At 60.6% G+C, this 22,874-nt stretch carries 21 protein-coding genes and 1 tRNA gene; 2 read left to right on the top strand and 20 right to left on the bottom strand.

Going from position 1 to position 22,874, the window contains the following annotated elements:
- Nucleotides 1-13 precede the first annotated feature (13 nt).
- A complete protein-coding gene (gene murA, locus ATN84_RS13180) occupies nt 14-1,303 on the bottom strand; it encodes a UDP-N-acetylglucosamine 1-carboxyvinyltransferase (protein ID WP_068882115.1) in 1,290 nt (429 codons plus the stop codon).
- 257 nt (nt 1,304-1,560) lie between these two features.
- A complete protein-coding gene (locus tag ATN84_RS27485; protein ID WP_068882114.1) occupies nt 1,561-1,773 on the bottom strand; it encodes a hypothetical protein in 213 nt (70 codons plus the stop codon).
- 149 nt (nt 1,774-1,922) lie between these two features.
- Here ATN84_RS27485 and ATN84_RS13170 point away from each other — a divergent pair.
- A tRNA-Thr gene (locus tag ATN84_RS13170) sits at nt 1,923-1,997 on the top strand.
- Nucleotides 1,998-2,051: 54 nt separating this feature from the next.
- Complete coding sequence (locus tag ATN84_RS27260; RefSeq protein WP_161939576.1) at nt 2,052-2,201, top strand: hypothetical protein; 150 nt, start codon at nt 2,052-2,054, stop codon at nt 2,199-2,201.
- Nucleotides 2,202-2,216: 15 nt separating this feature from the next.
- Here the strand turns inward: ATN84_RS27260 and ATN84_RS13165 are convergent, their stop codons facing one another.
- The 18 genes from ATN84_RS13165 to glpD all read right to left on the bottom strand — a co-directional run bounded on the left by ATN84_RS13165 (nt 2,217) and on the right by glpD (nt 22,864).
- Nucleotides 2,217-3,332 (bottom strand): ABC transporter permease, encoded by a 1,116-nt coding sequence (locus ATN84_RS13165; protein ID WP_068882113.1) that lies wholly within the window; start codon nt 3,330-3,332, stop codon nt 2,217-2,219.
- 1 nt (nt 3,333) lies between these two features.
- Nucleotides 3,334-4,479, bottom strand: coding sequence for an ABC transporter permease (locus ATN84_RS13160; RefSeq protein ID WP_068882112.1), 1,146 nt, complete (start codon nt 4,477-4,479; stop codon nt 3,334-3,336).
- Nucleotides 4,476-6,233, bottom strand: coding sequence for an ATP-binding cassette domain-containing protein (locus ATN84_RS13155; RefSeq protein ID WP_068882111.1), 1,758 nt, complete (start codon nt 6,231-6,233; stop codon nt 4,476-4,478). The genes ATN84_RS13160 and ATN84_RS13155 overlap by 4 nt, the downstream gene beginning before the upstream one ends.
- The gene (hlyD, locus tag ATN84_RS13150) at nt 6,230-7,246 is read right to left on the bottom strand and encodes a secretion protein HlyD (protein WP_068882636.1); all 1,017 of its coding nucleotides are present in this window, start codon (nt 7,244-7,246) and stop codon (nt 6,230-6,232) included. The genes ATN84_RS13155 and hlyD overlap by 4 nt, the downstream gene beginning before the upstream one ends.
- Entirely contained in the window at nt 7,246-7,953 is a 708-nt protein-coding gene (locus ATN84_RS13145; RefSeq protein WP_068882110.1) for a CerR family C-terminal domain-containing protein, read from the bottom strand. The genes hlyD and ATN84_RS13145 overlap by 1 nt, the downstream gene beginning before the upstream one ends.
- A gap of 168 nt (nt 7,954-8,121) precedes the next feature.
- Nucleotides 8,122-9,798, bottom strand: coding sequence for an ABC transporter permease (locus ATN84_RS13140; protein WP_153020232.1), 1,677 nt, complete (start codon nt 9,796-9,798; stop codon nt 8,122-8,124).
- Nucleotides 9,799-9,837: 39 nt separating this feature from the next.
- On the bottom strand, nt 9,838-10,815 hold the full coding sequence (locus tag ATN84_RS13135; protein WP_425287401.1) for a Fe(3+) ABC transporter substrate-binding protein: 978 nt from the start codon (nt 10,813-10,815) through the stop codon (nt 9,838-9,840).
- Between the two features lie 158 nt (nt 10,816-10,973).
- Nucleotides 10,974-12,038 carry an ABC transporter ATP-binding protein gene (locus ATN84_RS13130; RefSeq protein WP_068882109.1) on the bottom strand — a complete coding sequence of 355 codons (1,065 nt, stop codon included), beginning with the start codon at nt 12,036-12,038 and terminating at the stop codon, nt 10,974-10,976.
- 125 nt (nt 12,039-12,163) lie between these two features.
- On the bottom strand, nt 12,164-13,192 hold the full coding sequence (locus tag ATN84_RS13125; RefSeq protein WP_068882108.1) for a LacI family DNA-binding transcriptional regulator: 1,029 nt from the start codon (nt 13,190-13,192) through the stop codon (nt 12,164-12,166).
- A gap of 95 nt (nt 13,193-13,287) precedes the next feature.
- A complete protein-coding gene (scpB, locus tag ATN84_RS13120) occupies nt 13,288-13,965 on the bottom strand; it encodes an SMC-Scp complex subunit ScpB (protein WP_068882107.1) in 678 nt (225 codons plus the stop codon).
- 2 nt (nt 13,966-13,967) lie between these two features.
- Nucleotides 13,968-14,963: a DUF1403 family protein gene (locus ATN84_RS13115; protein WP_068882106.1), complete on the bottom strand. Its 996-nt coding sequence runs from the start codon at nt 14,961-14,963 to the stop codon at nt 13,968-13,970.
- A 150-nt stretch (nt 14,964-15,113) separates the two neighbouring features.
- Nucleotides 15,114-16,838, bottom strand: coding sequence for an ABC transporter substrate-binding protein (locus ATN84_RS13110; RefSeq protein ID WP_068882105.1), 1,725 nt, complete (start codon nt 16,836-16,838; stop codon nt 15,114-15,116).
- A gap of 77 nt (nt 16,839-16,915) precedes the next feature.
- Nucleotides 16,916-17,332 carry a DUF2160 domain-containing protein gene (locus tag ATN84_RS13105; protein WP_082766278.1) on the bottom strand — a complete coding sequence of 139 codons (417 nt, stop codon included), beginning with the start codon at nt 17,330-17,332 and terminating at the stop codon, nt 16,916-16,918.
- On the bottom strand, nt 17,332-18,150 hold the full coding sequence (locus tag ATN84_RS13100; protein WP_068882632.1) for a carbohydrate ABC transporter permease: 819 nt from the start codon (nt 18,148-18,150) through the stop codon (nt 17,332-17,334). The genes ATN84_RS13105 and ATN84_RS13100 overlap by 1 nt, the downstream gene beginning before the upstream one ends.
- Before the next feature lie 100 nt (nt 18,151-18,250).
- Nucleotides 18,251-19,117 (bottom strand): carbohydrate ABC transporter permease, encoded by an 867-nt coding sequence (locus ATN84_RS13095; RefSeq protein WP_068882104.1) that lies wholly within the window; start codon nt 19,115-19,117, stop codon nt 18,251-18,253.
- A gap of 3 nt (nt 19,118-19,120) precedes the next feature.
- Entirely contained in the window at nt 19,121-20,191 is a 1,071-nt protein-coding gene (locus ATN84_RS13090) for an ABC transporter ATP-binding protein (RefSeq protein ID WP_068882103.1), read from the bottom strand.
- Between the two features lie 9 nt (nt 20,192-20,200).
- Nucleotides 20,201-21,283, bottom strand: coding sequence for an ABC transporter ATP-binding protein (locus tag ATN84_RS13085; protein WP_068882102.1), 1,083 nt, complete (start codon nt 21,281-21,283; stop codon nt 20,201-20,203).
- A 27-nt stretch (nt 21,284-21,310) separates the two neighbouring features.
- Nucleotides 21,311-22,864: a glycerol-3-phosphate dehydrogenase gene (glpD, locus tag ATN84_RS13080; protein ID WP_082766277.1), complete on the bottom strand. Its 1,554-nt coding sequence runs from the start codon at nt 22,862-22,864 to the stop codon at nt 21,311-21,313.
- Nucleotides 22,865-22,874: the final 10 nt, after the last annotated feature.

The following is a 22,874-nucleotide window of genomic DNA, read 5'->3' as shown; positions in this document are numbered from 1 at the left end:
GGAGAGATGTTTGTTATCCGCTGACGCGCTCGACAACCGCTCCGCAGCGCGAAAGCTTTTCCTCGAGCCGCTCGAAACCGCGGTCCAGATGATAGACGCGGTTGACCATCGTCTCGCCCTCTGCTGCAAGGCCAGCGATCACCAGTGACACCGAGGCGCGAAGATCCGTCGCCATGACGGGGGCGCCCTTCAGCCGGTCCACGCCTTCGACCGTGGCCACCTGGCCGGAAAGCGAAATTTTCGCGCCGAGACGCGCCAGCTCCTGCACATGCATGAAGCGGTTCTCGAAGATCGTCTCGGTAATGCGCGAAGTGCCCTTGGCCTTGGTCATCAGTCCCATGAACTGAGCCTGCAGGTCGGTCGGGAAGCCGGGGAACGGATCGGTGCGCACATCGACCGCATGAATGCCGTGGCCGTTGCGCACCACGCGGATGCCGGTATTGGTCTCTGTGATTTCAGCGCCTGCCTGCGAAAGCGTTTCGAGCGCGGAAGAAAGCAGGCTCGCCTGCGCCCCTTCAAGCACGACATCACCGCCAGCCATCGCCACAGCCATGGCATAGGTGCCGGTCTCAATGCGGTCCGGAATGACCCGAACGCGCGCGCCCGAGAGACTGTCCACGCCCTCGATGCGGATCGTGCCGGTGCCGGCACCCATGATATTGGCGCCCATGGCGTTGAGGCAGTCGGCGAGGTTGACCACCTCAGGCTCGCGCGCCGCATTGGAGATGACCGTCTCGCCCTTGGCGAGTGTTGCGGCCATCATCAGCACATGGGTAGCGCCGACCGACACCTTGGGGAAGGTGTAATGCGTGCCGACAAGACCCTTCTTCGCGGTTGCCTTGACATAGCCGTTCTCGATATCGATCTCGGCGCCGAGCGCGGCAAGCGCTTCGAGGAAGAGATCAACCGGACGGGTGCCGATGGCGCAGCCGCCGGGCAGCGAGACATTGGCCATGCCCATGCGCGCCAGGAGTGGCCCGATCACCCAGAAACTTGCCCGCATCTTGGAGACGAGCTCATAGGGTGCTGTGGTATCGACGATGTTGCGCGCAGTGAAATGGATCGTGCGCGAATAGGCGCCGTCCTGCCGCTCGCGCCGGCCGTTGACAGAATAATCCACCCCGTGATTGCCGAGAATCCGGATGAGCTGCTCGACATCGGCCAGATGCGGCACGTTCTCGAGCGTCAGCGTATCGTCGGTCAGGAGCGACGCGATCATCAGGGGAAGCGCCGCGTTCTTGGCACCGGAGATTGGAATGACACCATTGAGCTTGTTGCCGCCGACGATTTTAATGCGATCCATGTTTATCCACTTTCACGGGATCAGCGCCCGGTTTCGATTACTCCCGAGGGAGCCGGTTCATCTAAAGCAAGTCCAGGAAAAGTGCGAAGCAGTTTTCCCGGGAAAAGCAGAAACTGCTTTCCCATCGGACTTGCGTAAAATAAAAACTCGGAGCGGTTTCCTAAAACAGGAACAACTCCAGACGAACGGTGCGAGGGCTTCAAGGAAGCAGCATGCGTCATCCGCCGCATCTTCATACCTCAACTGACGCGCACGCATTATTCCACATCGGTTCTTGACAGTTTATTGACGGGATCCGAAGCCGCTTCTATGCCGTCCGCCCTGTCATCCGCATCACCAGCGCGCCGCGCACGGGCTTGCGCCTTGCGGCGCATAAGATTCGCCCGCAACTGTTCGGCAAGTCGCTTTTTGCGTTCCGCCGCCTTGCGACCCCTCGGGTCCTGACCGGGTTGCCTGGAATTCTCGTTCATCCTGCAGCTTTCTTACATCAGGAATTGCCCGAGGAAAAGCGCGTGGGGAACACGCCTGTGGAGGATTTGCACAATATGCGAAAAGAATCCCGATTGCTTGCTTGCGGTTTGCGCGATGTTGTGGCAAAAGCCGCCCCATTCGCGACGATGCTGCGGTAGCTCAGTGGTAGAGCACTCCCTTGGTAAGGGAGAGGTCGAGAGTTCAATCCTCTCTCGCAGCACCATTCAATTTTCTTCGAAATTATCAGTAGTGTGGTATATCGGCGGAATTTTGTTCCATGCCGATTGTTGCGATTGCCCCTCGTTACCGTCTGACGGGAAATTCTCCCTACGCTGGGTTGATGGCCTTCGACACTATCTGGATCAATGGCGAAACCTTCACCCAGACCGAAGAATGGCTCAGCCGTAAGATCGAAATCTCAAAATAAGCCGTAAGAAACACTTCACTCCAATCTTCGCCGGAAAAGCCATGATGCGGCACTCAGCGTTACAATGGCAATGAGCGCCAGCGGGATTGTATTGTCCAGCACCTCGCTTGCCGGGATATCGCGCAGGAACACGCCTTTGACGATCACCAGAAAAAAGCGCAGCGGGTTGATAAGCGTTATCGGCTGCAGCCAGCCCGGCATATTCTCGATCGGCGTCGCAAAGCCCGAGAGCAGCGTCGCCGGTACCATGAAGAGGAAGGCGCCAAGGATCGCCTGCTGCTGGGTCATTGACAGGGCCGAAATGAACAGGCCAAGCCCGACGACCGCCGCGAGATAGACGACAGCACTGCCATAAAGAAGCAGCAGCGAACCGCGCAGCGGCACGCCGAAGATGAAGATCGCGGCAAGGATAAAGATCGTCATATGGAACATGCCGATCATCATCGGTGGTATCAACTTGCCGATGAGGATCTCGTGGGTGCGCAGCGGCGAGACCATCAGCTGGTCGAAGGTGCCGAGCTCGCGTTCGCGCGCGATCGACAATGCGGTCACGATGAGCCCGATCAACAGCGCGATGCTGGCGACCAGATTGGGAACCATGAACCATTGGAAAATCAGGTTCGGGTTGAACCAGTTGCGCGCAACGACGCCGATCTCGGCTGAAGCGGCGCGCTGACCCGCCGGTGTATCAGCGGCGACACCGGCGACGATCTGATTGAGATAGCCAGCGACGAGCTGCGAAGCATTCGAACGGCGCCCGTCGAGGATGATCTGGATATCGGCGGGGCGCCCCGCTTCGATATCGCGCGAAAAGGTTGGCCCGATCTGGACCGCGGCGATCACCCTCTGCCGGTCGATTGCCGCATGCACCGCCGCCGGATCCTCCGTATAGGCGATCGAGCGAAAGGTCGGCGTACTGCCCGAGATCCTGTATATCAGCTCCTGCCCCCAGTTTCCGGCGTCGCGGTTGAGGACCATGATATCGACATTCTTCACCTCGAGCGTCGCGGCATAGGAGAAGACAACGAGCTGGATGATCGGCGGCCCGATCAGGATCAGCCGGCTTTTCGGATCGCGCAAAACCGCCAGCAATTCCTTGATGATCAGTGCCTTTAACCGGATCCACCACATCTCAGCCGATCCTCTTGCGGGTGGAGCGGGCGGCAAGGGTGAAGAAGACCGCGCCTATGAGAAGCATGACGGCAATGGCCTGCAGGAACATCGGCCAGATGTCGCCGGCGAGGAACACCGTCTGCAGGCTGGGGATGAGATAACGCGCCGCGACGATCGTTGTTATCCACTGAATGACGCGCGGCATCGAATTGATCTCGAAGAGAAAGCCGGAAAGCAGGAAAGCCGGCAGAAAGGCCGAGATCAGCGCCAGTTGCGAGGCGAGGAACTGGTTCTTGGTGGCTGCGGAGATGAGCAGGCCCTGGCCGAGCGCCGGTATCAGAAAGGTCGCGGAAAGCGCATAGAGCGCCAGGATGGAACCCCTGAACGGCACGCCGAACAGGAAGATGGCCACGAGAACGCAGAGCGTCATCGAGGCGAGCCCCAAAATGAAATAGGGCAGGATTTTCCCGGCCAATAGCTCCACCGCGGTAACTGGCGTCGCCATCATCGCCTCCATCGTCCCGCGTTCCCATTCCCGCGCGACGACGAGTGATGTGAGAAGCGTGCCGACCAGCGTCATCACGATGGCGATAGAGCCCGGCACCAGGAAAAAGCGGCTGGTGAGCTGCGGGTTGAACCAGAAACGCTGCTCCACGCTGACGGCGGGCGGCCGCGCCCCGGTCTCCAACCCGCGCAGCGCTGCCCAAGTGGCGACGACGCCGCGCGCATAATTCTGCACGAAGCTCGCCGTGTTCGGGTCCGATCCATCGACGATGACCTGGATCGCGGGCGCGGTGCCCGCCGCGAAGTCGGACGAGAAGGTCGAAGGAATCACAACGATGCCCCTCACCCGGCCGACGATCAGATCCTCCTCGAATTGCCGCCGGTCATTGCCATTCGTCACGTCGAAATAGCGCGAGGCCTGAAAGCTCGCCGCCAGATCCCGGGTTATCGGCGTGGGGTCTTCCATGACCAGCCCTATGCGTGTGCGGGTCGCATCGAGCGATACGCCATAGCCGAAGAGAAAGAGCAGGATCAGCGGCAGGACGAAGGCGATGAGGATGCTGCTCGGATCGCGGATGACCTGATATGTCTCCTTGCGCACCAGCGCGGCGAACCGGCGGGCGCGGTCGAGGCGGTTGGGCTCTGCTACGGGCGCTTTCATGCCGCTGCCGCCTCCGTTTCGGATTCCTGCACCAGCGCGATGAACGCATCCTCCATCGTCGGGTCCGGATTGTCCTTGCCGGCAACCCGCGCCTTCAGCTCATCCGGAGAGCCGAGCGCGATGGAGCGGCCGCGATAGATCAGGGATATGCGGTCGCAATATTCGGCCTCCTCCATGAAATGGGTGGTAACCAGCACCGTCACGCCTTTTTCCACCAGCCCGTTGATATGCGTCCAGAATTCCCGCCGCATGATAGGATCGACGCCTGAGGTAGGCTCGTCCAGGAAAAGCGCCTCGGGTTCGTGCATCACCGCGCAGGCGAGAGCCAGGCGCTGCTTCAAGCCGAGCGGCAGATCCTTGGTGGACATGTCGGCATGCGGCGCGAAATCGAAGATCTCCGTCATCAGCGCGATGCGTTCCTGCTTGCGCCTGCCGCTCAGACCATAAACGCCGGCGAAGAAGGCGAGATTCTGCGCGATGTTCAGGTCGCCATAGAGCGAGAATTTTTGTGCCATATAGCCCAGATGATTGCGTGCCTCGGCCGTATCACGGCGCAGGTCGAAGCCCGCGACGCGGCCCTCCCCTTCCGTTGGCTTGAGCAACCCGCACAGCATCTTGAAAGTGGTCGATTTACCGGCGCCATTCGGCCCGAGCAAACCGAATATCTGGCCGCGCGGGATCTCGAAGGTGATGTCGTCGGCGGCCGTGAAATCGCCGAAGCGTTTGGTGAGGCCATGCGCGACGATGACGGGCTTCCCTCCGTCGGAAGGCAGCGTGGTGGTGGCGTCCGCCAGCTTCGACTTTCCGCCCGGGCCGCCCCCCAGCATGTCGACAAAAGCGTCCTCGAAGCGCGGTGTCGCCGGCACAAGGCGGCCTTCACCGCCGATCTCCTTCTCCAGGGTGGATTGCGCTCCTTCGGCGAGCACCAGCCGGATCGCCTCTCCTTGGATCACCCCGTCGACCACGCCTTTTCGGTCGAGTATTCGGGCGAGAGTGGGCCTGCGCCGCCCCTTAATGCCCGTCAGCTTGAATACCCGGCCATCGACCCGGCTGGTCAATTCAGATGGCGGGCCGGTGAAGAGCAGTTTGCCTTGGTTGAGGAGAAAGACATTGTCGCAGGCCTCGGCCTCGTCGAGATAGGCTGTCGACCACACGACCCCAATGCCTTCCTTCGTCAGATCCTCGACCATCTTCCAGAGCTCGCGGCGCGAGATCGGATCGACGCCAACGCCGGGTTCATCGAGCAGCAGAAGACGCGGCTTCTTCAGGAGCGCGCAGGCAAGACCGAGCTTCTGCTTCATGCCTCCCGAGAGCTTGCCTGCCAGACGGCCGGTGAACCGCTTGAGATCGGTGAAGGTCAGCAATTCATTATAGACCGCGGGACGCTCCGCCTTCGGCAATCCCCTGAGATCGGCGTAGAGATCAAGATTTTCCTGTACCGACAAATCTTCATAGAGGCCGAAGCGCTGCGGCATGTAGCCGATGGAAGCCTGGATGGCCGCGGGGTTCTGCCTGGTGTCGAAGCCCAGCACCTCGATCGTGCCGGATTCAGGCAGCATCAGCCCGGTCATCAAGCGGATCAGCGTCGTCTTGCCGGCCCCGTCGGGCCCGACCAGCCCGGTGATTTCGCCGCCCTTGATTGCCCCCTCTATTCGATCAAGAGCCGGGGGCGCGTCGCCAAAACGCTTGGTGACATCCGTCAGCCGGACGAAATCGGCGGATGCATCCTTTACCTTTGCAACTCCGGCGCTCACGGTCCGTCTCCGCCATTTTCCAGCGGGATGCGCACCGTCACCGGCATGCCCTGCCGCAGCCTCGGGTCGGCGTTCTCGACGATGATGCGGAGCCGGTAGACGAGATCTGTCCTGAGATCGGGCGTCTCGACCGATTTCGGCGTGAACTCGGCGACGGGGGAGACAAAGCCCACCTTGCCTCGATAGGGTTTGGCTGGTGCCGTGTCGGAGAGGACCTCCACCGTCATGCCGGGGTGCACCCGGCCGAGATCGGGTTCGGAGATATAGGCCCGCACCCACACAGGCTTCGTCAGCGACAAGACATAGACGATATCGCTCGGCGAGACGATGGCGCCCGGCTCGCGCACCCGCGAGAGAACGACACCATCGGCGGGAGCGGAGAGTTCCGTATCCCCGAGAGAGGTTTTGGCGGAAGAAAGCTCAGCTTCCGCCGCCTGCAGATTGGCGCGTGCCGCCGCGATATCCTCGGGGCGCGTGCCCTCCTGCAGGAGGCTCAAAGCCTCGAGCGCCGATTGTGAGCGCGCCGTCGCCATATCCTTCGCCGCCTTCGCCTGATCGAGAGAGGCTTGGGAGATCGCCCCGCCAGGCCTTAGCTGACGCGCCCGTTCGAATGCCTGCTCGGCATTCTGCAAATCCGCCAGGCTCTCGGTATAGAGCGCCTGCGCCTGGGCGATCTCGGCCTGGCGTGGCCCGGCCTGAAGCTTCTCCAGCGTGGCGCGCAAACCGGCGACCTTGGCTTGCGCCGCGAGAACATTATCCTCGGCAGGTGCCGCATCGAGGCGCGCAAGGACATCGCCGGCCTTGACCCTGTCGCCCTCATCGACCAGCGCTTCTTTTATTCGCCCGGCGACACGAAAACCGAGTTGCACCTGCCGGATATCGACATTGCCATAGAGCGTCAGGCCGTTGTCGGGCTCGCTCCCCCAGCCGCGACGCGAGGGAATATCGAACCACCAGGCCCCGGCGGCACCCGCAGCGAGCAGGAGGACGATGATGGCAATAAGTTTTCTGATCATGCGTTGCCGCCTTCCGGATTGATGGTCGAGACAAGCTCGCGCGCAAGCCCCCGCACGATGTCGAGTTCCTGAGGACCTATTGCTTTCCACTCCAGTTGCGCCAGCACCGCCGCATGCGCCACCCGGAACACCATGACGCTGCCGATGAGCGACAGCGTGCGCAGCCTGACACGCTGTGAACCCACTTCGTCCTCGAGAAGGATCGCGACCAATCGGCCGACGACTTCAAGCATCGGCTTCATGACGCCGCCATAAACCCGCTTGAAGGCTTCCGTCGGCTCCATCTGTTCGCGAATGAGGAAACGCGCCCAAGGTTCCGATTCCCGGCTGACGAACAGCGCCGCTATCATCTGCAGGATTTCCGTCAGAAGGCCGCGCGCCTCTTCCCGGCCGATGGGCGTGCCCGTCGTTTCCGCCTCGGTAAGCCGCGAACGGGTATGGTCGCGCAGTGCCGAGACATGGGCAGAGATGGCCGAGCCTATATGCTCCGCCGCCGCTATATAGAGGCCTTCCTTGCCGCCGAAATAATAGGGGATCGCTTGCTGGTTGACCCCCGCCGCCTCGCTCAGCATCCTTGTCGTCGCGCCGTCGAAACCATAGCGGCCGAACACGACGATCGATGTGGTCAGCAGCTTCTCGCGCGTCGCATCGCCCCGATCTTCCGGAGATTTGCGTGGGTTCTTCGTCCTGGGCTTCTCAGTCATGCCTCCATGTTAATTCATTCAATTGAATTAGTCAAATGCATGAATCCGGAAATCTGAATGCCTTTCTCCTTCACCAGCGATTGAGGAAAGAAAAATCGAATGGAACTGCCGCGCTTTGAGCATTTCCAGCAAAAGCATGGAACGGGCCGCGTTTGGAAATACGCAAAACTAGGCTTTTTGCCGCCCTACCCCGGCAAGCACGATCACCGGCAAAGTGCCGATCAGGACGATGGCGAGAGCGGCGATGGACGCCTCCTCATAGGTCCCGCGCGCTGCCTCGCCATAGAGATGCGTTGCCAGCGTTTCGAAATTGAGCGGCCGGAGCAAGAGCGTCGCAGGCAGTTCTTTCATGCAATCGACGAACACCAGAAGCCCGGCGGCCGCCAGCGCGGTCTTCGACAGAGGCAGATGAACGTTGCGGAATGTGCCCGTTGCATCCTGCCCGAGACTGCGTGCGGCCTGATCGAAAGAAATCGGAATGCGGCTGAACCCGGCCTCGGCCGCCCCGGCGGAGATCGCCAGGAACCGCACGGTATAGGCATAGATCAGCGCCGCCCCTGATCCGATCAGCAGCAGCCCCGTCGAGAACCCGAACCAGCTCATCGCATTGCGGTCGATGAATTGGTCGAGCGCCGCGACCGGGATCAATATTCCGATGGCGATCACCGTGCCGGGTGCGGCATACCCGACGGTCGAGAGGCGATACGCAACGCCCGAGAACCTGCCCGGTCGCAGCCGCATCGCATAAGCGACGGCAATGCCGAAAACCAGCACGATCGCCGTCGCCACGGCCGACATGATGATCGTGTTGGAGGCTTCCGAGACGAGTTGCCTGGACAGACCAGCCATATGAAACCGCTTCCAGGCTTCGATCGCGAGATAGGCTGCCGGCGCAACGAAACCGATGAAAACAGGAACGAAACCACTGCAAAAAGCCATCCAACCAGCAAAGCCGCCAAGCTTCCGAGGCGTGAAACTGCGGTTGCGTTGTGCCGTCAGCGAATAACGCTGGCGGCGGCGCGCCCAGCGTTCGATCACGATGAGGGCGATCACCAGAAAGAGCATGGCGAGTGCGATCTGCGCCGCGCCCGGCAGATCGGAACGGGTGATCCATGTCGTATAGACGGAGACCGTCAGCGTCTTGACCCCGAGGAATTCCGACGCGCCTATATCGTTCAGGGCCTCCATCAACGCCAGACTGACGCCGACGGCGATCGCCGGCCGCGCCAATGGCAAGGCGACGCGCCAGAATATCCGGCTGCGTGTTGTCCCGAGCGTACGGGCCGCCTCGATCAGGTTCGCCGCCTGCGTCAGGAACATCGCCCGTGTCGTGATGTAAACATAGGGATAAAGCACGAAGCCGAGCAAGACGATGCAACCCGTCATCGAGCGGATGTCTGGCAGACGGAACTCGCGCGGGCTGGAATAGCCCAGCACGGCGCGGATGGCGCCCTGAACAACCCCGATCGGGTGCAGGATGTCGAGATAGGCATAGGCGATGATGTAGGTCGGCACCGCAAGCGGCAGGAGCAATGCCCATTCCAGCGTGCTGCGACCCGGAAAATCATAAGCCGTTACCAGCCAGGCGCTGCCCGTACCGATGAGGATAACCAGAATACCGACGCCCAAAAGCAGGGTCAGCGTCTGAGTCAAAGCCGTCGGCAGGACAAAGGCGAAAAGATGCGGCCAGAGGTCGCTTGACCCATGCAGCGCTTCCCATGCAAGGGCAAGGATCGGCGTCAGCACCAACAGAGCGATGACGACCGCCATGAATAGCCATAGCCGCCCAACCTTCCGGTGGGCGGCTTGAATGAAGGAAAAGCGCTGCAAGACGGTGTCTGTCATGATGGTGGTGGGTGCCGCAAACGGCACCCGGTGATCTAATCAGTTGTCGAAGCCAACTTTTTCAGCCAGTTCGCTCGCTTCCTTGCGATATCCGGCGATTTCCGTCAGCGGCACCGGATCGACCTTCAACTCGCCGAAAGAGGCGATGATCGGATCGATGGATGCACCCGCCTTGACCGGATATTCGAAATTGGCTTCCGCATAGAGCTTCTGCGCCTCGTCGGAAACGAGATATTCGAGAAGCTGCACTGCCTGCTCCTTGTTCGGCGCATGCTTGGCAACCGCGGCGCCACTGATGTTGACCTGCGTGCCGCCGTCCTTGAAGGTCGGCAGGATGACCTTGATCGCATTGCCCCAGGCGACCTGATCCTCGCCGCCCTTTCCGGAACGCATCAGCCCGACATAATAGGAATTGGCGATACCGATGTCGCAGATGCCGCCGAGTATGTCCTTGGCCACATCGCGATCACCGCCTCCGGCCGTGCGCGCCAGATTGTCCTTGACCCCGGTCAGCCATTTCTCTGTCGCTTCGGCACCATGATGGGCGATGTAATCAGCGAAAAGCGCAGTGTTGTACGGATGCTGGCCCGAGCGGATGCAGACCTTTCCCTTCCACCTCGGATCCGCCAGATCCTCATAATTGAAGGCGCTGAGGTCGAGATCCTTGGCCGCATAGAGCACGCGGGCACGCGTCGACAGCGCAAACCAGTTATTCCCGGCATCACGCAGGTTCTCCGGCACCGCCGCATCCAGAACCTTCGATTCAACGGGCTGGGTCAGCCCCTTTTCGGTGAGATCGATAAGATTGCCGAAATCGACCGTCATCAGAATGTCCGCCGGCGAGCTTTCCCCTTCGGACGCGACGCGTTCGGTCAGGCCGTCCTTCATGAACACCGTGTTGACCTTCACGTCGCTCTTGGCGGTGAAGGCGTCGAGCAGCGGTTTGATCAATCCTGGTTCGCGCGTCGTGTAAAGGTTCAGTTCTGCTGCGGAAGCGCCGCTGCTGGCAAGGGCCATTACGCTTCCAAACAGAGCCAATTTCACTGCGGAAAGCTTGTTCATGATACGGTCCTTTATCGTCGGGTTATGTTTAATAGCAGGCGACTGGTCAGCCTCCCCAATCATTGCATCGATCATACATGATTTGTCCAGTCAAGTTTATATTTCGCGCCACTTCACGGCTGCGGAAATACAAGGACCCCACCTGGTTCCACTGTGAGATGAATATGATCTCCAGGCTTGAGCTCGATGCGATCGGGCGTGCGCATCTGGAGGAGTTCATCCGCTCCTTCCACCTTTATCGCAAGCTGCTCGATTTCTCCCAGAAACGAGCAACGCACCACACGCGCCGACAGCCCCTGTCCCGATCTTGCCAGCCGGAATGCTTGCGGACGGACGCAAGCAAGCGCCGGGCTACCCTCGGGCAGGCCCAACGTAGCCGGAAACGCACCTAGGGCCGTTTCAACCCGACCGTTGCGGTAGATGCCGGGCACCTTGTTGAAAGGGCAGAAGAACTCGGCCGCATAAAGCGAATTCGGGTGGTCGTAAATCTCATACCCGGTGGTTGCCTGCACCACCCGGCCCTTCTGCATCAGCACCACCTTATCGCCGGCGGAAAGTGCCTCCTCCGGATCGTGCGTAACCATGATGACGGTCGTGCCAAGCGCCCTCAGCGTCGCGATGGTTTCCTCTCGCACCCGCTCGCGCAAGCCACGGTCGAGATTGGAAAACGGCTCGTCCATCAAGAGGATGCGCGGCTTCGGCGCCAGCGCCCTTGCCAGCGCCACACGCTGCTGTTCGCCTCCCGAGAGCATATGCGGATAACGTTTGGCGAGCGCCCCGATGCCGATGCGCTCGATGACGGTCGCCGCCCGCTCCCGCGCCTCATGACGCGGCAGCTTCTTCAGGCCGAAAGCCACATTTTCCTCGACAGTGAGATGAGGAAACAGGGCATAATCCTGAAAGACGAAGCCTATATTGCGGTCTTCCGGCTCGACAAAACGGTTGGCCCCGGCGATTTCTCCCCCGCCGAGCAGAATGCGCCCGCTATCGGCGGTATCCACTCCCGCAATGATCCGCAAAAGCGATGACTTGCCACAACCGGACTGACCAACCAGGCAGATGATTTCGCCGGGCAGGACAGAGAACGATACGTCGTCCAGCGCAAGTGTTTCTCCGAAACGCCGGCTGATATGCTCTAGCGTCAGCGCGCCAGCCGCGTTTTCTGCAAATCCATGCATCGTCCATCCCTTGCCGCCGGTCTTTCAAGCCGGCTGCGTGGTTTTGTTGATTTCTCAGATCAGGTTTACAGCATCGGCCTGCAAATCGGAATCGATTTTCGAAGGTGCGATGCATTGTTAGGCGTTCAACCGGTCGGCGCTTCTCCCGCCGACGACCGGATCACCAGGTCGTAGGAGAGCTTCGCCGTTTCCGACGCGACGCCCTTCTCGATTTGTTTCAGAAGAATATCGGCAGCACGCTCGGCCATTTCGAAGATTGGCTGCCGGATCGTCGTCAATTGCGGCCAGACCATTTGCGCCAGAGCCGTATCGTCGAAGCCGACAATGGAAAGCTTCTGCGGCACCGGTATCCGCAATTCGTGCGCGGCCTGGAGGACGCCTGCGGCCATATCGTCGTTGGAGGCGAGGATGGCCGTCGGCCGGTTTGCGTGATGCAACAGCCGGCGCCCGGCCTCCAACCCACTTTGAAAGGTGAAAGCCCCCTGGATTTCCATCGCCGGCTCCGGCTCGATACCTGCCGCCTGGAGCGCGCGGCGAAACCCCATCAGCCGGAGCCGGGCGGAACGATGTGTCTCGTCGCCGATTACGATGGCAACGCGCCGGTGGCCGAGCCTCAGCACATATTCGGCCAGGTCGAACGCCGCCGCCTCGTCATCTATGACGACACTCCCGGTCCCATGAACGCTGGTATCTCCGGCAACCCGCACGAAAGGCAGGTGTGAAGCCAGGAGTTCCTCCAAAATGACCGGATCGTCACACATGGGCGGGGTGACGATCACCCCGTCGAGGCCGGACGCATAAACGGTCGAAACCATTGCCCCGCGGATATCCGCCCGATCCTCGACCGGAAAGATGAGAAGGCGATAGCCGGTGCCGCGCAGCCTTTTCAGCGCGCCCATCTGCAGTTCGGTGACATAGGCCGGACTTGGATTCTCAAAGAAGAGGCCGATGAGATGCGATCTTCTGCGTGCGAGATTACGCGCCGCGACATTGGGGTGGTAGCTGAGTTGCTGCCCGACCTGGCGGACCTTTTCCCTGATCTCGTCGCGTACATTCGGTTCGTCGTTGAAGACGCGGGATACGGTCTTGATCGACACGCCGGCCGCCTTGGCGACATCGCGTATGGTGGCTCGCTTGCCAATCTTCTTTGTCATGCCTGCGATTGGCACCTTCCTTTGCCCAGCCTTTTCGAAGAAGCCATGGCAAAATAATCATAATAACGCAATCTTCCGACGCGAAATCGGCGATTTTATCCGATTTCGTCCTCTTCCTCATGCACGGCGTCCATCGCCCCCGGAATGTTGGCGAGCAGCTTCTCTTTATCAAGCAGGCCGGCATCTTCCAGCTTCTCGATATCGGGCAGGTCGCGCAGTGTTTCGAAGCCGAAATGCGACAGAAAGGCATCCGTCGTGATGTAAGTATAGGGCGCACCCGGCTGCGGGCTGCGCGGACCGGAGGTGATGAACCCGGCATGGCGCAGCTGCGCGATCGCGTCGCGGCTCACCTCACGTCCGATGAAAGCGGAAAGTTCGGTTCGTGTCAGCGGCTGGAAATAGGCAATCGTCATCAGCACCAGCGCCTGTGCCGGCGACAGTCCGGTCATTGCCTCATCAGCATCAGATGCCGCACGTATGGCGCTTGCGTAGGCAGGCCGGGTACGATGTTGAAAACCGCCGGCCACGTGGACGATATCATAGGGCCGCGTCCGCAATTCCTCGCGAATGTCCTCTATCAGGAGTTCGATGCTGCAATCACGCCCGACCAGTCTCTGGAGCATCTCCAGGCTGACCGGGTCGCTCGCCGCGAAGATCACCGCTTCGACACGGTTCATCCATTCGCGCCAGCGGGCTGTGGACGGCAGGTCGAGCAATTCGCGGTCGAATGCCTCCGCCGCTCGCGATGTCTTCTCCTGATCACCCAATGCCATTTCTAAAGCCCATAGAGCCGAAAGGTGGCTCGTCCCGTCAATTCGCGTACTGCCTCGAGCGAAACAAGACGCTCGAAAAGCCGCCGTAGTGCACGGTCGGTCATGGCCTGTCCCGGAAAGGCCTCGACACAGGCCGATGGCAGCAAGGCATCTTCCTGAAGCAGGGCTTCGACGATACGCGCAGAGCCCTTGGCGCGCAGTTTCGGCACTATCGCCTTCAACCTTTCCGCCCGGCGGGCAATATCCGCAGCCGTGTCATGGGCCTCAAGAGCAGCTTGAACATAGGCAATCAACACCGCCCTGCGCCACCCCGCTTCACCGATGCGCAGACGGCGGCGATTGGGTCCTGACCGGAAGAAAGGCTTTTGCGCCTGGATTACCAGAAGCGGCACGGGCCGCGGCCATTTCAACCGGGCGGCAAGCACCAGATCGGCAACCCAGAACCCGAGAAGCTCGACGGAAACGGATAGGGTCGGATGAGCCATCGCGATATATTCGGCAGTTTCGATGGCGGCGAAGGGCCCCGGTTTACCGGCTCGCATCAGAGCCCCGATATGCCCCGCAATTTCCGCGAAATCCTGTTCCGATTTCAACCCGAAGAACTCCGCTGCGGAATTCAATAACGCGCTGTCAGGCATCCCCGTGTGACGGGCAAGCCTGCGCCAGGCAAGAACAGTCCGGCCCGCCGGGCCGGGATCGCTTCCGGGCCGTGTGAGACAGACGGCGTCGCGCAGCGCCGCCTCCTCCTCCGGCCGACCAAGAAGCTGGGACGATGTCGAGGCCGCCTTCAACGCCATGCGGCTGCGCCAGACGCCGGACCAATCCGGATCATCCCGGATCAGGCCGTCCAGCGCTTGGAGCGCGGCGCCCGCCAGGAAAGCAGCCTCGGTTTCATCCATCGCCGACAGGTCGCGCGCCGCCCGCAACCACGGGGCGGGAGATGAGGTGTCAGCAGGGAAAACCGTTTTTTCCGAAGCGATCGAGCGCGCATAGTTCATAAGGGCAACTTAAGCCAAACCGCCCGTCATCTCTATGGGATTTGCAGGAAACCACAACAAACACCGCCCGTTCGCCGCCAAAGGCTGCGATTAAAAGAAAAAGGGCCGAACTTCAGTCCGGCCCAGTTTCATTCCGGGAGAAGCTCCGGCTTATTTCTGCCAGCTCTTGACCAACTCGTCATAATTGACGGTGATGGGCTTCTCCTTTTCGTTTTCGACTTTCAATTGCGGCGCGAGATTGCCGTGCTTGACGGCGTCCTCATGCCAGTATTCGATATCGTGCTCCTCGGCGAGCTTCGGTCCGATATCGCCCTGAACGCCCGCGCGCTCGAGGCGTTCCAGCACCTTCTCCTGCTCGGCACAGAGCGAGTCCATTGCCTCCTGTGCCGTCTTGGCGCCGGAAGAAGCATCGCCGATCGCCTGCCACCAAAGCTGCGCGAGCTTCGGATAATCAGGCACATTGGTGCCCGTCGGCGACCACTGCAAGCGGGCCGGCGACCGGTAGAATTCGACTAGGCCGCCGAGCTTGGGAGCGCGGTCCGTGAAGGACTCGTGGTCGAGAGTCGACTGGCGGATGAAGGTCAGGCCGACATGGCTTTTCTTGACATCCACCGTCTTGGAGGTCACGAACTGCGCGTAGAGCCAGGCCGCCTTCGCGCGGTCGTCAGGGGTCGATTTCAACAGCGTCCAGGATCCGGCGTCCTGGTAACCGAGCTTCATGCCGTCCTTCCAGTAGACACCATGCGGCGACGGAGCGAAACGCCACTTAGGCGTGCCGTCCTCGTTCACGACCGGCAGACCTTCCTTGACGAAATCGGCGGTGAAGGCCGTGTAGGTGAACATCTGCTGAGCGATCTCGCCCTGCGATGGAACCGGACCGGACTCGGAGAAGGTCATGCCCTGAGCGGCTGCCGGCGCGTAGGCCTTCATCCAGTCGAGATATTTCTGGATTGCGTAGACCGAAGCAGGCCCGTTGGTGTCGCCGCCGCGCGCCACACAGGAGCCGACGGGCCGCGAATTCTCATCGACCTTGATGCCCCATTCGTCGACCGGCTTGCCGTTCGGAATGCCCTTGTCGCCATTGCCGGCCATCGAGAGCCAGGCATCGGTGAAGCGCCAGCCAAGCGACGGGTCCTTCTTGCCATAGTCCATGTGGCCATAGACCTTCTTGCCGTCGATCTCGCGGCCGGTGAAGAACTCGGCGATGTCCTCATAGGCCGACCAGTTGACGGGCACGCCGAGGTCGTAACCATATTTGGCCTTGAAGTCGGCCTTGTTCTTCTCGTCGTTAAACCAGTCGTAGCGGAACCAGTAGAGGTTGGCGAACTGCTGGTCGGGCAGCTGATAGAGGTCACCGTCCGGCGCGGTGGTGAAGGACTTGCCAATGAAGTCGTCGATGTCGAGGTTGGGATTCGTGACATCCTTGCCCTCGTTCGCCATCCAGTCGGTCAGGCTGCGCGCCTGCTGGTAGCGCCAGTGCGTGCCGATCAGGTCGCTGTCGTTGATATAGGCGTCGTAGACGTTCTCGCCCGATTGCATCTGCGTCTGCAGCTTTTCGACGACGTCGCCCTCGCCGATCAGGTCATGGCTGATCTTGATGCCGGTAATGGCGGTGAAAGCCGGCGCCAGCACTTTCGATTCATATTCATGCGTGGTGATGGTCTCGGAAACGACCTTGATCTCCATGCCGGAGAATGGCTTCGCCGCATCGACGAACCACTGCATTTCCTTTTCCTGATCGGCGCGCGGAAGCGCCGAGAGATCACCGATTTCCTTGTCGAGAAATTCCTTCGCCTCGTCCATTCCGGCAAAGGCGTTGCCTGTTGCCAACAGCAGCACAAGCGCTGTTGTCGATGTGAGTAGATGCCGTCGCATGTCAGTTCCTCCCAAGAGTTGCGATTGCCTTTCCAGTCCAGCGCCCGCCTGGTAGAGCCGGCGCTCATTTTCTCCCCCTAAACGTAGCGAAATACGCCGATGGCGTAGACCACGGACAGAGCTAGAGCCCACCACAGATTGGGGCCAACCAGCCCCAACCATGCCAGATGAATGAATGCCGCTCCGAGCAGCGAAACGAAAAGCCGGTCGCCGCGCGTCGTCTCGAAGCGCAGGACGCCGACGCGGGGATTGCCGCCAGGACTTGCGTATTCCCAGACAGCCATCAGTGCCAGAAGCGTGAATATGGTGAGAAAGAACATGGCGGTGGGGAAGGACCAGGCCATCCACCCGCCAGGTATGAGTGGCGCCGTCCAGTTGCGCGCGCCGTCCTTTAAGGGCAGCGACATCACGAGCAACCCAGCGGCTGCAACGTAGATGCCCAGGACAACGCCGAGAGCAACAGGCCAGCGATTGTTGCGAGAAATGGTAGCCATCACACCCTCCCCAGGGCGAAGCCCTTGGCAATATAATTGCGGACGAAATAGATCACGAGCGCGCCGGGAATGATCGTCAGCACGCCGGCAGCCGCGAGCACGCCCCAATCGAGTCCGGAGGCGGAGACCGTGCGCGTCATCGTCGCTGCGATGGGCTTGGCCGCCGTTGTCGTCAGCGTTCTGGCGATGAGCAGCTCGACCCAGGAGAACATGAAACAGAAGAAGGCGGCGACGCCGATGCCGCTCGCAATCAGCGGCATGAAGATCTTCACGAAAAAGCGTGGAAAGGAATAGCCGTCGATATAGGCGGTCTCGTCGATCTCCTTCGGCACGCCCGACATGAAGCCTTCCAGGATCCAGACGGCGAGCGGCACGTTGAAAAGGCAATGCGCGATCGCCACAGCGATATGCGTGTCGATCAGCCCGAAAGCCGAATAAAGCTGGAAGAAAGGCAGCACGAAAACCGCCGGTGGCGCCATGCGGTTGGTGAGCAGCCAGAAGAACAAATGCTTGTCGCCGAGGAAGCGGTAGCGCGAGAAGGCATAGGCAGCCGGCAGCGCCGCCAGCACCGAGATGACGGTGTTCATCACCACATAGATGATCGAATTGATATATCCCCGATACCAGGACGGATCGGTGAAGATGACGGCATAATTGCGCAGCGTCGGCTGCTGCGGCCACAGCGAGAAGGTGGAGAGGATTTCCGCATTGGTCTTGAAGCTCATATTGACGAGCCAATATATCGGCAGCAGCAGGAAAATGATGTAGAGCGTCGGGATCAGCCACCAGAAGCGGGACTGCTCACCACGCCTGCGCATCGTACGGGCAAGGGCTGCCTGTGCATTCGGCGGCATGGATGACGCCTGATCGAACTTGCCCTTGCGCTCCGCCATAAGTTTGTCGTCCGCGACACTCATATCAGCGCTCCACATCGTAATTGGTCATGACCGTGTAGAAGACCCATGACAGCGCCAGGATGATCAGGAAGTAGACGATCGACATAGCCGCCGCCGGGCCGAGATCGAACTGGCCCACGGCTATCTTGACCAGATCGATGGAAAGAAATGTCGTCGAGTTGCCCGGTCCGCCGCCGGTGACGACGAAGGGCTCGGTATAGATCATGAAACTGTCCATGAAGCGCAGCAGCACGGCGATCAGCAGCACGCGGTTCATCTTCGGTAATTGGATATAGCGGAAGACAGCCCAGCGCGACGCGCCATCGATCTTGGCGGCCTGGTAGTAGGCATCCGGGATCGACACCAGGCCGGCATAGCAGAGCAGCACCACCAGGCTCGTCCAGTGCCAGACATCCATGACGATGACGGTGATCCAGGCGTGCAACGGGTTCTGCACGTAATTGTAGTTGATGCCGAGTTGGCTCAACGTGCGTCCGAGAAGGCCGATATCGACACGGCCGAAAACCTGCCAGATGGTGCCGACCACATTCCACGGAATGAGCAGCGGCAGCGCCATCAGCACGAGGCAAATCGGAACGCCCCACCCCTTGCGCGGCATGTTGAGCGCGATCAGGATGCCGAGCGGCACCTCGATCGCCAGGATGATGAAGGAAAAGAGCAGACCGCGCAGGAGCGCCGAATGGAAGCGATCCGAACGCAGGATCTCCTCGAACCATTCGGTCCCTGCCCAGAAGAACTGGTTGTTGCCGAAAGTATCCTGCACCGAATAGTTCACGACCGTCATCAGCGGAATGACCGCCGAGAATGCCACCAGCAGCAGCACCGGCAGCACCATGAACCAGGCCTTGTTGTTCCATGTCTTGTCCATGGCCTATCCTCCCAAAGCCACGCGCCAGGAATCGGCGTAGACGTTGATACCTTTGGTGTCGAAACGGATATGCGGGTCGGCGGGAACGTCCTCGTCCTCGGGCAAGATGGCGGCGATCTCCTGTCCTTCCAGACGCGCGCGCACAATCTTGTGCCGGCCGATATCCTCTATCTTGGCGATTGAAACCGGCATGCCCTCACGGCCGAGGCGTACATATTCAGGGCGTATGCCAAGTTCCATCCTGCCTTTGGCCGCCGATTGCTGCGTTCCCGGCAACTCGATGACTTGCCCGCCGAAACGGGCCTTGCTGCCCTCTATCTCGACCGGCACGACATTCATGCCCGGCGAGCCGATGAAATAACCGACGAATGTATGTTTCGGCCGCTCGAAAAGCTCGTGCGGCGTGCCGATCTGCACGATCTCGCCCTCATACATGACGACGACCTTCTGCGCGAAGGTCAGCGCTTCCGTCTGGTCGTGCGTGACATAGACCATGGTGAAGCCGAAGCGCCGGTGCAGTTCCTTCAATTGCGAGCGCAGCACCCATTTCATATGCGGGTCGATGACCGTCAGCGGCTCATCGAACAGGATCGCATTGACATCGGAGCGCACCAGGCCGCGCCCGAGGGAGATCTTCTGTTTCTGGTCGGCGGTCAGGCCGCGCGCCTTCCTGTTCGCCCAGCTGGCGAGGTCGATCATGTCCAGCGTTTCGCGCACCTTGCGGTCGACATCCGCAGCGGCGACGCCGCGATTGCGCAGCGGGAAGGCGAGATTGTCATAGACCGTCATCGTGTCGTAGATGACGGGAAACTGGAACACCTGTGCGATATTGCGCTCCTGCGTCGACAGACCGGTGACATCCTGACCGTTGAACAATATCCGGCCGTGCGAGGGGTGGATCAGCCCGGATATGATGTTGAGCAGCGTGGTCTTGCCGCAGCCGGAAGGTCCAAGCAGCGCATAAGCGCCGCCGTCTTCCCAAGTGTGGTGCACTTCCTTCAATGCGTAATCAGCATCCGATTTCGGATTGGGCCCATAGGCATGTCGGATATGATCGAGTTCGATGCGCGCCATGGTTTCCTCCTAAGCCGCCAGTTTCTGCTGGCGCGTGACGGAACGGCCGCTCGCGTCGAAGATCATGAGATGGCGCGGATCAAGAAAGAGATCGATGATCTCGCCGGCACTCAATTCATGGATCCCGCTGGCCAGCATGGCCCAGCGGGCATTTGCAAAGGCAAGGTGGATATAACTTTCCGAACCGGTGATCTCGGTGACGATCACCTTGGCGCGGATGGCGAATGCATCCTGCCCCCGTCGCTCGAAGGAGAGATGATGCGGCTGAAAGCCCATCACATAGGCGCCATCCCCTATCCCCTGCCAATCGGCCGGAACCGCGAAGGTGACATCGCCCTCCAGATGGAACTGGCGGCCTCTCTTCTCAACAGCAATCGTATTGAGCGGCGGATCGGCGAAGGTCTGTGCGGTGATGAGATCAGCGGGATAGCGGAAGACGTCGATCGTTCGTCCGAATTGGGTGACGCGCCCTTCCGACAGCGTGGCGGTATTGCCGCCGAGCAATAGCGCCTCCGAGGGTTCGGTGGTGGCGTAGACGAAGATCGCGCCTGATTTGGCGAAGATACGCGGCAGTTCCGCCCGCAGCTCCTCGCGCAGCTTGTAATCGAGATTGGCGAGCGGCTCGTCGAGCAGCACCAGCCTGGCATTCTTGACGATGGCGCGGGCGAGCGCCGTGCGCTGCTGCTGCCCTCCGGAAAGATTGAGCGGCGTCCGGTCGAGATAGGGCGTCAGCTTCAGAAGTTCCGCCGTCTTGCGCACCTCGCGGTCGATGGTGGCATTGTCAGCGCCCGCCACACGCATGGGCGAGGCAATGTTCTCATAAACCGTGAAAGCGGGATAATTGATGAACTGCTGATAGACCATGGCGACAGAGCGCTTCTGCACCGGCACGCCCGTCATGTCCTGCCCGTCGAACCATAGCGAACCGGAAGTCGGCACGTCGAGGCCCGCCATGATGCGCATCAGGCTGGTCTTGCCGGACAGCGTCGGCCCAAGCAGGACGTTCAGCGTCCCATGCTCCAGCTTCAGCGATATGTCGCTGAGATGGGTCTTGCCTCCAACGACCTTGGAAACGTTCCGTAACTCCAGCACTCGTCTTCCTCCTCCCGCAAGCGGACGCTACCGGCCCGCTGCCGCAACCTTCTTCTGCCCCGCGCCCGGCTTTCGATCACCGGCGGCCTGGGCCATGAATTCGGCAAGCGCCACTGCCTCTTGGCGGCCAAGCCTCAACCCCAGTTTCGTGCGCCGCCACAAAATATCATCCGGGATAAGCGCCCATTCGTTCTCCATGAGATAGCGCACTTCCGCCTCATAGAGATCGGCGCCGAAATGCCGGCCCAAATCTTGGTATGAAGCAGCTTCTCCAAGCAATGCCGCTGTCCGCGTCCCATAAAGCCGGAACAATCTACGAGCATGCGTTTCGTCGAGAAAGGCATATCGTTCATGCACGCGGCGCAATTCCGCGTTGAACGCCGTCATCGGGAAATCACCGCCCGGCAGAGGTGCGGATCGCGTCCAGGATGGCCCCTTGGCCCCCAGGAAACTCTCGATCTTCTCCAGCATGTGCTCGGAAAGACGCCGGTACGTCGTGATCTTGCCGCCGAAGACGTTGATGAGCGGGGCGGCACTTTCCGACGCATCCTCCTTCAGCACATAATCGCGGGTCGCCTCCTGCGCCTTCGATGCGCCGTCGTCATAAAGCGGACGCACGCCGGAATAGGTCCAGACGATATCGTCTTGGCTGACCGGCTCGCGGAAATATTCGCTTGCGGCCTGAGCGAGATAGTCGATTTCCTTCCCGGTGATCGCGGCATCAGCAGGATCGCCGCGATAATCCTGATCCGTCGTGCCGATCAGCGTGAAATCATCCTCATAGGGAATGGCGAAGATGATGCGCCCGTCATTGTTCTGGAAGAAATAGGCGCGCGGATCATCGAACTTCTTGCGCGTGACGATGTGGCTGCCCTGCACCAGCCGGACATTGTGCACGTCTTTCCCGGCAATCTCTGAGACCACATGATCGACCCAAGGCCCGGCGGCATTGACCAGAAGCCGCGCCCTCACCTCTTCCGCCTCACCGGTGACCACGTCTTCGATCGTGATTTGCCACATGCCGCCATCGCGGTGGGCCTTCGCCACCTTCGTCCGCGTGCGGATGACCGCACCCCGATCGGCCGCATCCCGGGCGTTCAGCGCCACGAGGCGGGCATCATTGACCCAGCAATCGGAATATTCGAACGCCTTGGTGAAGAGCGGCTTCAACGGTTCTGCTGCCGGGTCGCGGCGCATGTCGAGCGTGCGTGTCGGCGGCAGCTTTCTGCGCCCGCCAATGTGATCGTAAAGGAACAGGCCGAGACGCAACAGCCATGCCGGACGCACCCCGCCCTTGTGATAGGGCAGGACGAAGCGCATGGGGTGAATGATATGCGGCGCGTTGCCCCAAAGCACCTCGCGCTCCATCAACGCTTCGCGTACCAGCCGGAACTCGTAATGTTCGAGATAGCGCAGGCCGCCATGGATGAGCTTGGTCGAATTCGACGACGTGCCGCTCGCCAGATCGTCCATCTCGGCCAGATAGACCGAATAGCCGCGTCCAGCCGCGTCGCGCGCAATGCCGCACCCATTGATGCCGCCACCGATGACAAAGATGTCATATGTCGGATTGTCGTCCACAGCGTTGCCT

Origin of the sequence: Paramesorhizobium deserti (assembly GCF_001558695.1) — a bacterium.
GTDB classification, from domain to species: domain Bacteria; phylum Pseudomonadota; class Alphaproteobacteria; order Rhizobiales; family Rhizobiaceae; genus Paramesorhizobium; species Paramesorhizobium deserti.
The sequence above is the reverse complement of the archived record's forward strand: the minus strand, read 5'-3'. Positions and strand labels throughout refer to the sequence as shown.

Bases quoted from the DNA above. Each gene is read 5' to 3' on its own strand.
- ATN84_RS13140 (WP_153020232.1), bottom strand. From the start codon at position 9,798: ATGACAGACACCGTCTTGCAGCGCTTTTCCTTCATTCAAGCCGCCCAC.
- ATN84_RS13095 (WP_068882104.1), bottom strand. From the start codon at position 19,117: ATGGACAAGACATGGAACAACAAGGCCTGGTTCATGGTGCTGCCGGTG.
- ATN84_RS27485 (WP_068882114.1), bottom strand. From the start codon at position 1,773: ATGAACGAGAATTCCAGGCAACCCGGTCAGGACCCGAGGGGTCGCAAG.
- ATN84_RS13135 (WP_425287401.1), bottom strand. From the start codon at position 10,815: ATGGCCCTTGCCAGCAGCGGCGCTTCCGCAGCAGAACTGAACCTTTAC.
- ATN84_RS13100 (WP_068882632.1), bottom strand. From the start codon at position 18,150: ATGCGCAGGCGTGGTGAGCAGTCCCGCTTCTGGTGGCTGATCCCGACG.
- ATN84_RS13165 (WP_068882113.1), bottom strand. From the start codon at position 3,332: ATGTGGTGGATCCGGTTAAAGGCACTGATCATCAAGGAATTGCTGGCG.
- ATN84_RS13105 (WP_082766278.1), bottom strand. From the start codon at position 17,332: ATGGCTACCATTTCTCGCAACAATCGCTGGCCTGTTGCTCTCGGCGTT.
- ATN84_RS13125 (WP_068882108.1), bottom strand. From the start codon at position 13,192: ATGACAAAGAAGATTGGCAAGCGAGCCACCATACGCGATGTCGCCAAG.
- ATN84_RS13145 (WP_068882110.1), bottom strand. From the start codon at position 7,953: ATGACTGAGAAGCCCAGGACGAAGAACCCACGCAAATCTCCGGAAGAT.
- ATN84_RS27260 (WP_161939576.1), top strand. From the start codon at position 2,052: ATGCCGATTGTTGCGATTGCCCCTCGTTACCGTCTGACGGGAAATTCT.
- ATN84_RS13110 (WP_068882105.1), bottom strand. From the start codon at position 16,838: ATGCGACGGCATCTACTCACATCGACAACAGCGCTTGTGCTGCTGTTG.
- scpB (WP_068882107.1), bottom strand. From the start codon at position 13,965: ATGGCATTGGGTGATCAGGAGAAGACATCGCGAGCGGCGGAGGCATTC.
- murA (WP_068882115.1), bottom strand. From the start codon at position 1,303: ATGGATCGCATTAAAATCGTCGGCGGCAACAAGCTCAATGGTGTCATT.
- ATN84_RS13130 (WP_068882109.1), bottom strand. From the start codon at position 12,038: ATGCATGGATTTGCAGAAAACGCGGCTGGCGCGCTGACGCTAGAGCAT.
- ATN84_RS13115 (WP_068882106.1), bottom strand. From the start codon at position 14,963: ATGAACTATGCGCGCTCGATCGCTTCGGAAAAAACGGTTTTCCCTGCT.
- ATN84_RS13090 (WP_068882103.1), bottom strand. From the start codon at position 20,191: ATGGCGCGCATCGAACTCGATCATATCCGACATGCCTATGGGCCCAAT.
- ATN84_RS13160 (WP_068882112.1), bottom strand. From the start codon at position 4,479: ATGAAAGCGCCCGTAGCAGAGCCCAACCGCCTCGACCGCGCCCGCCGG.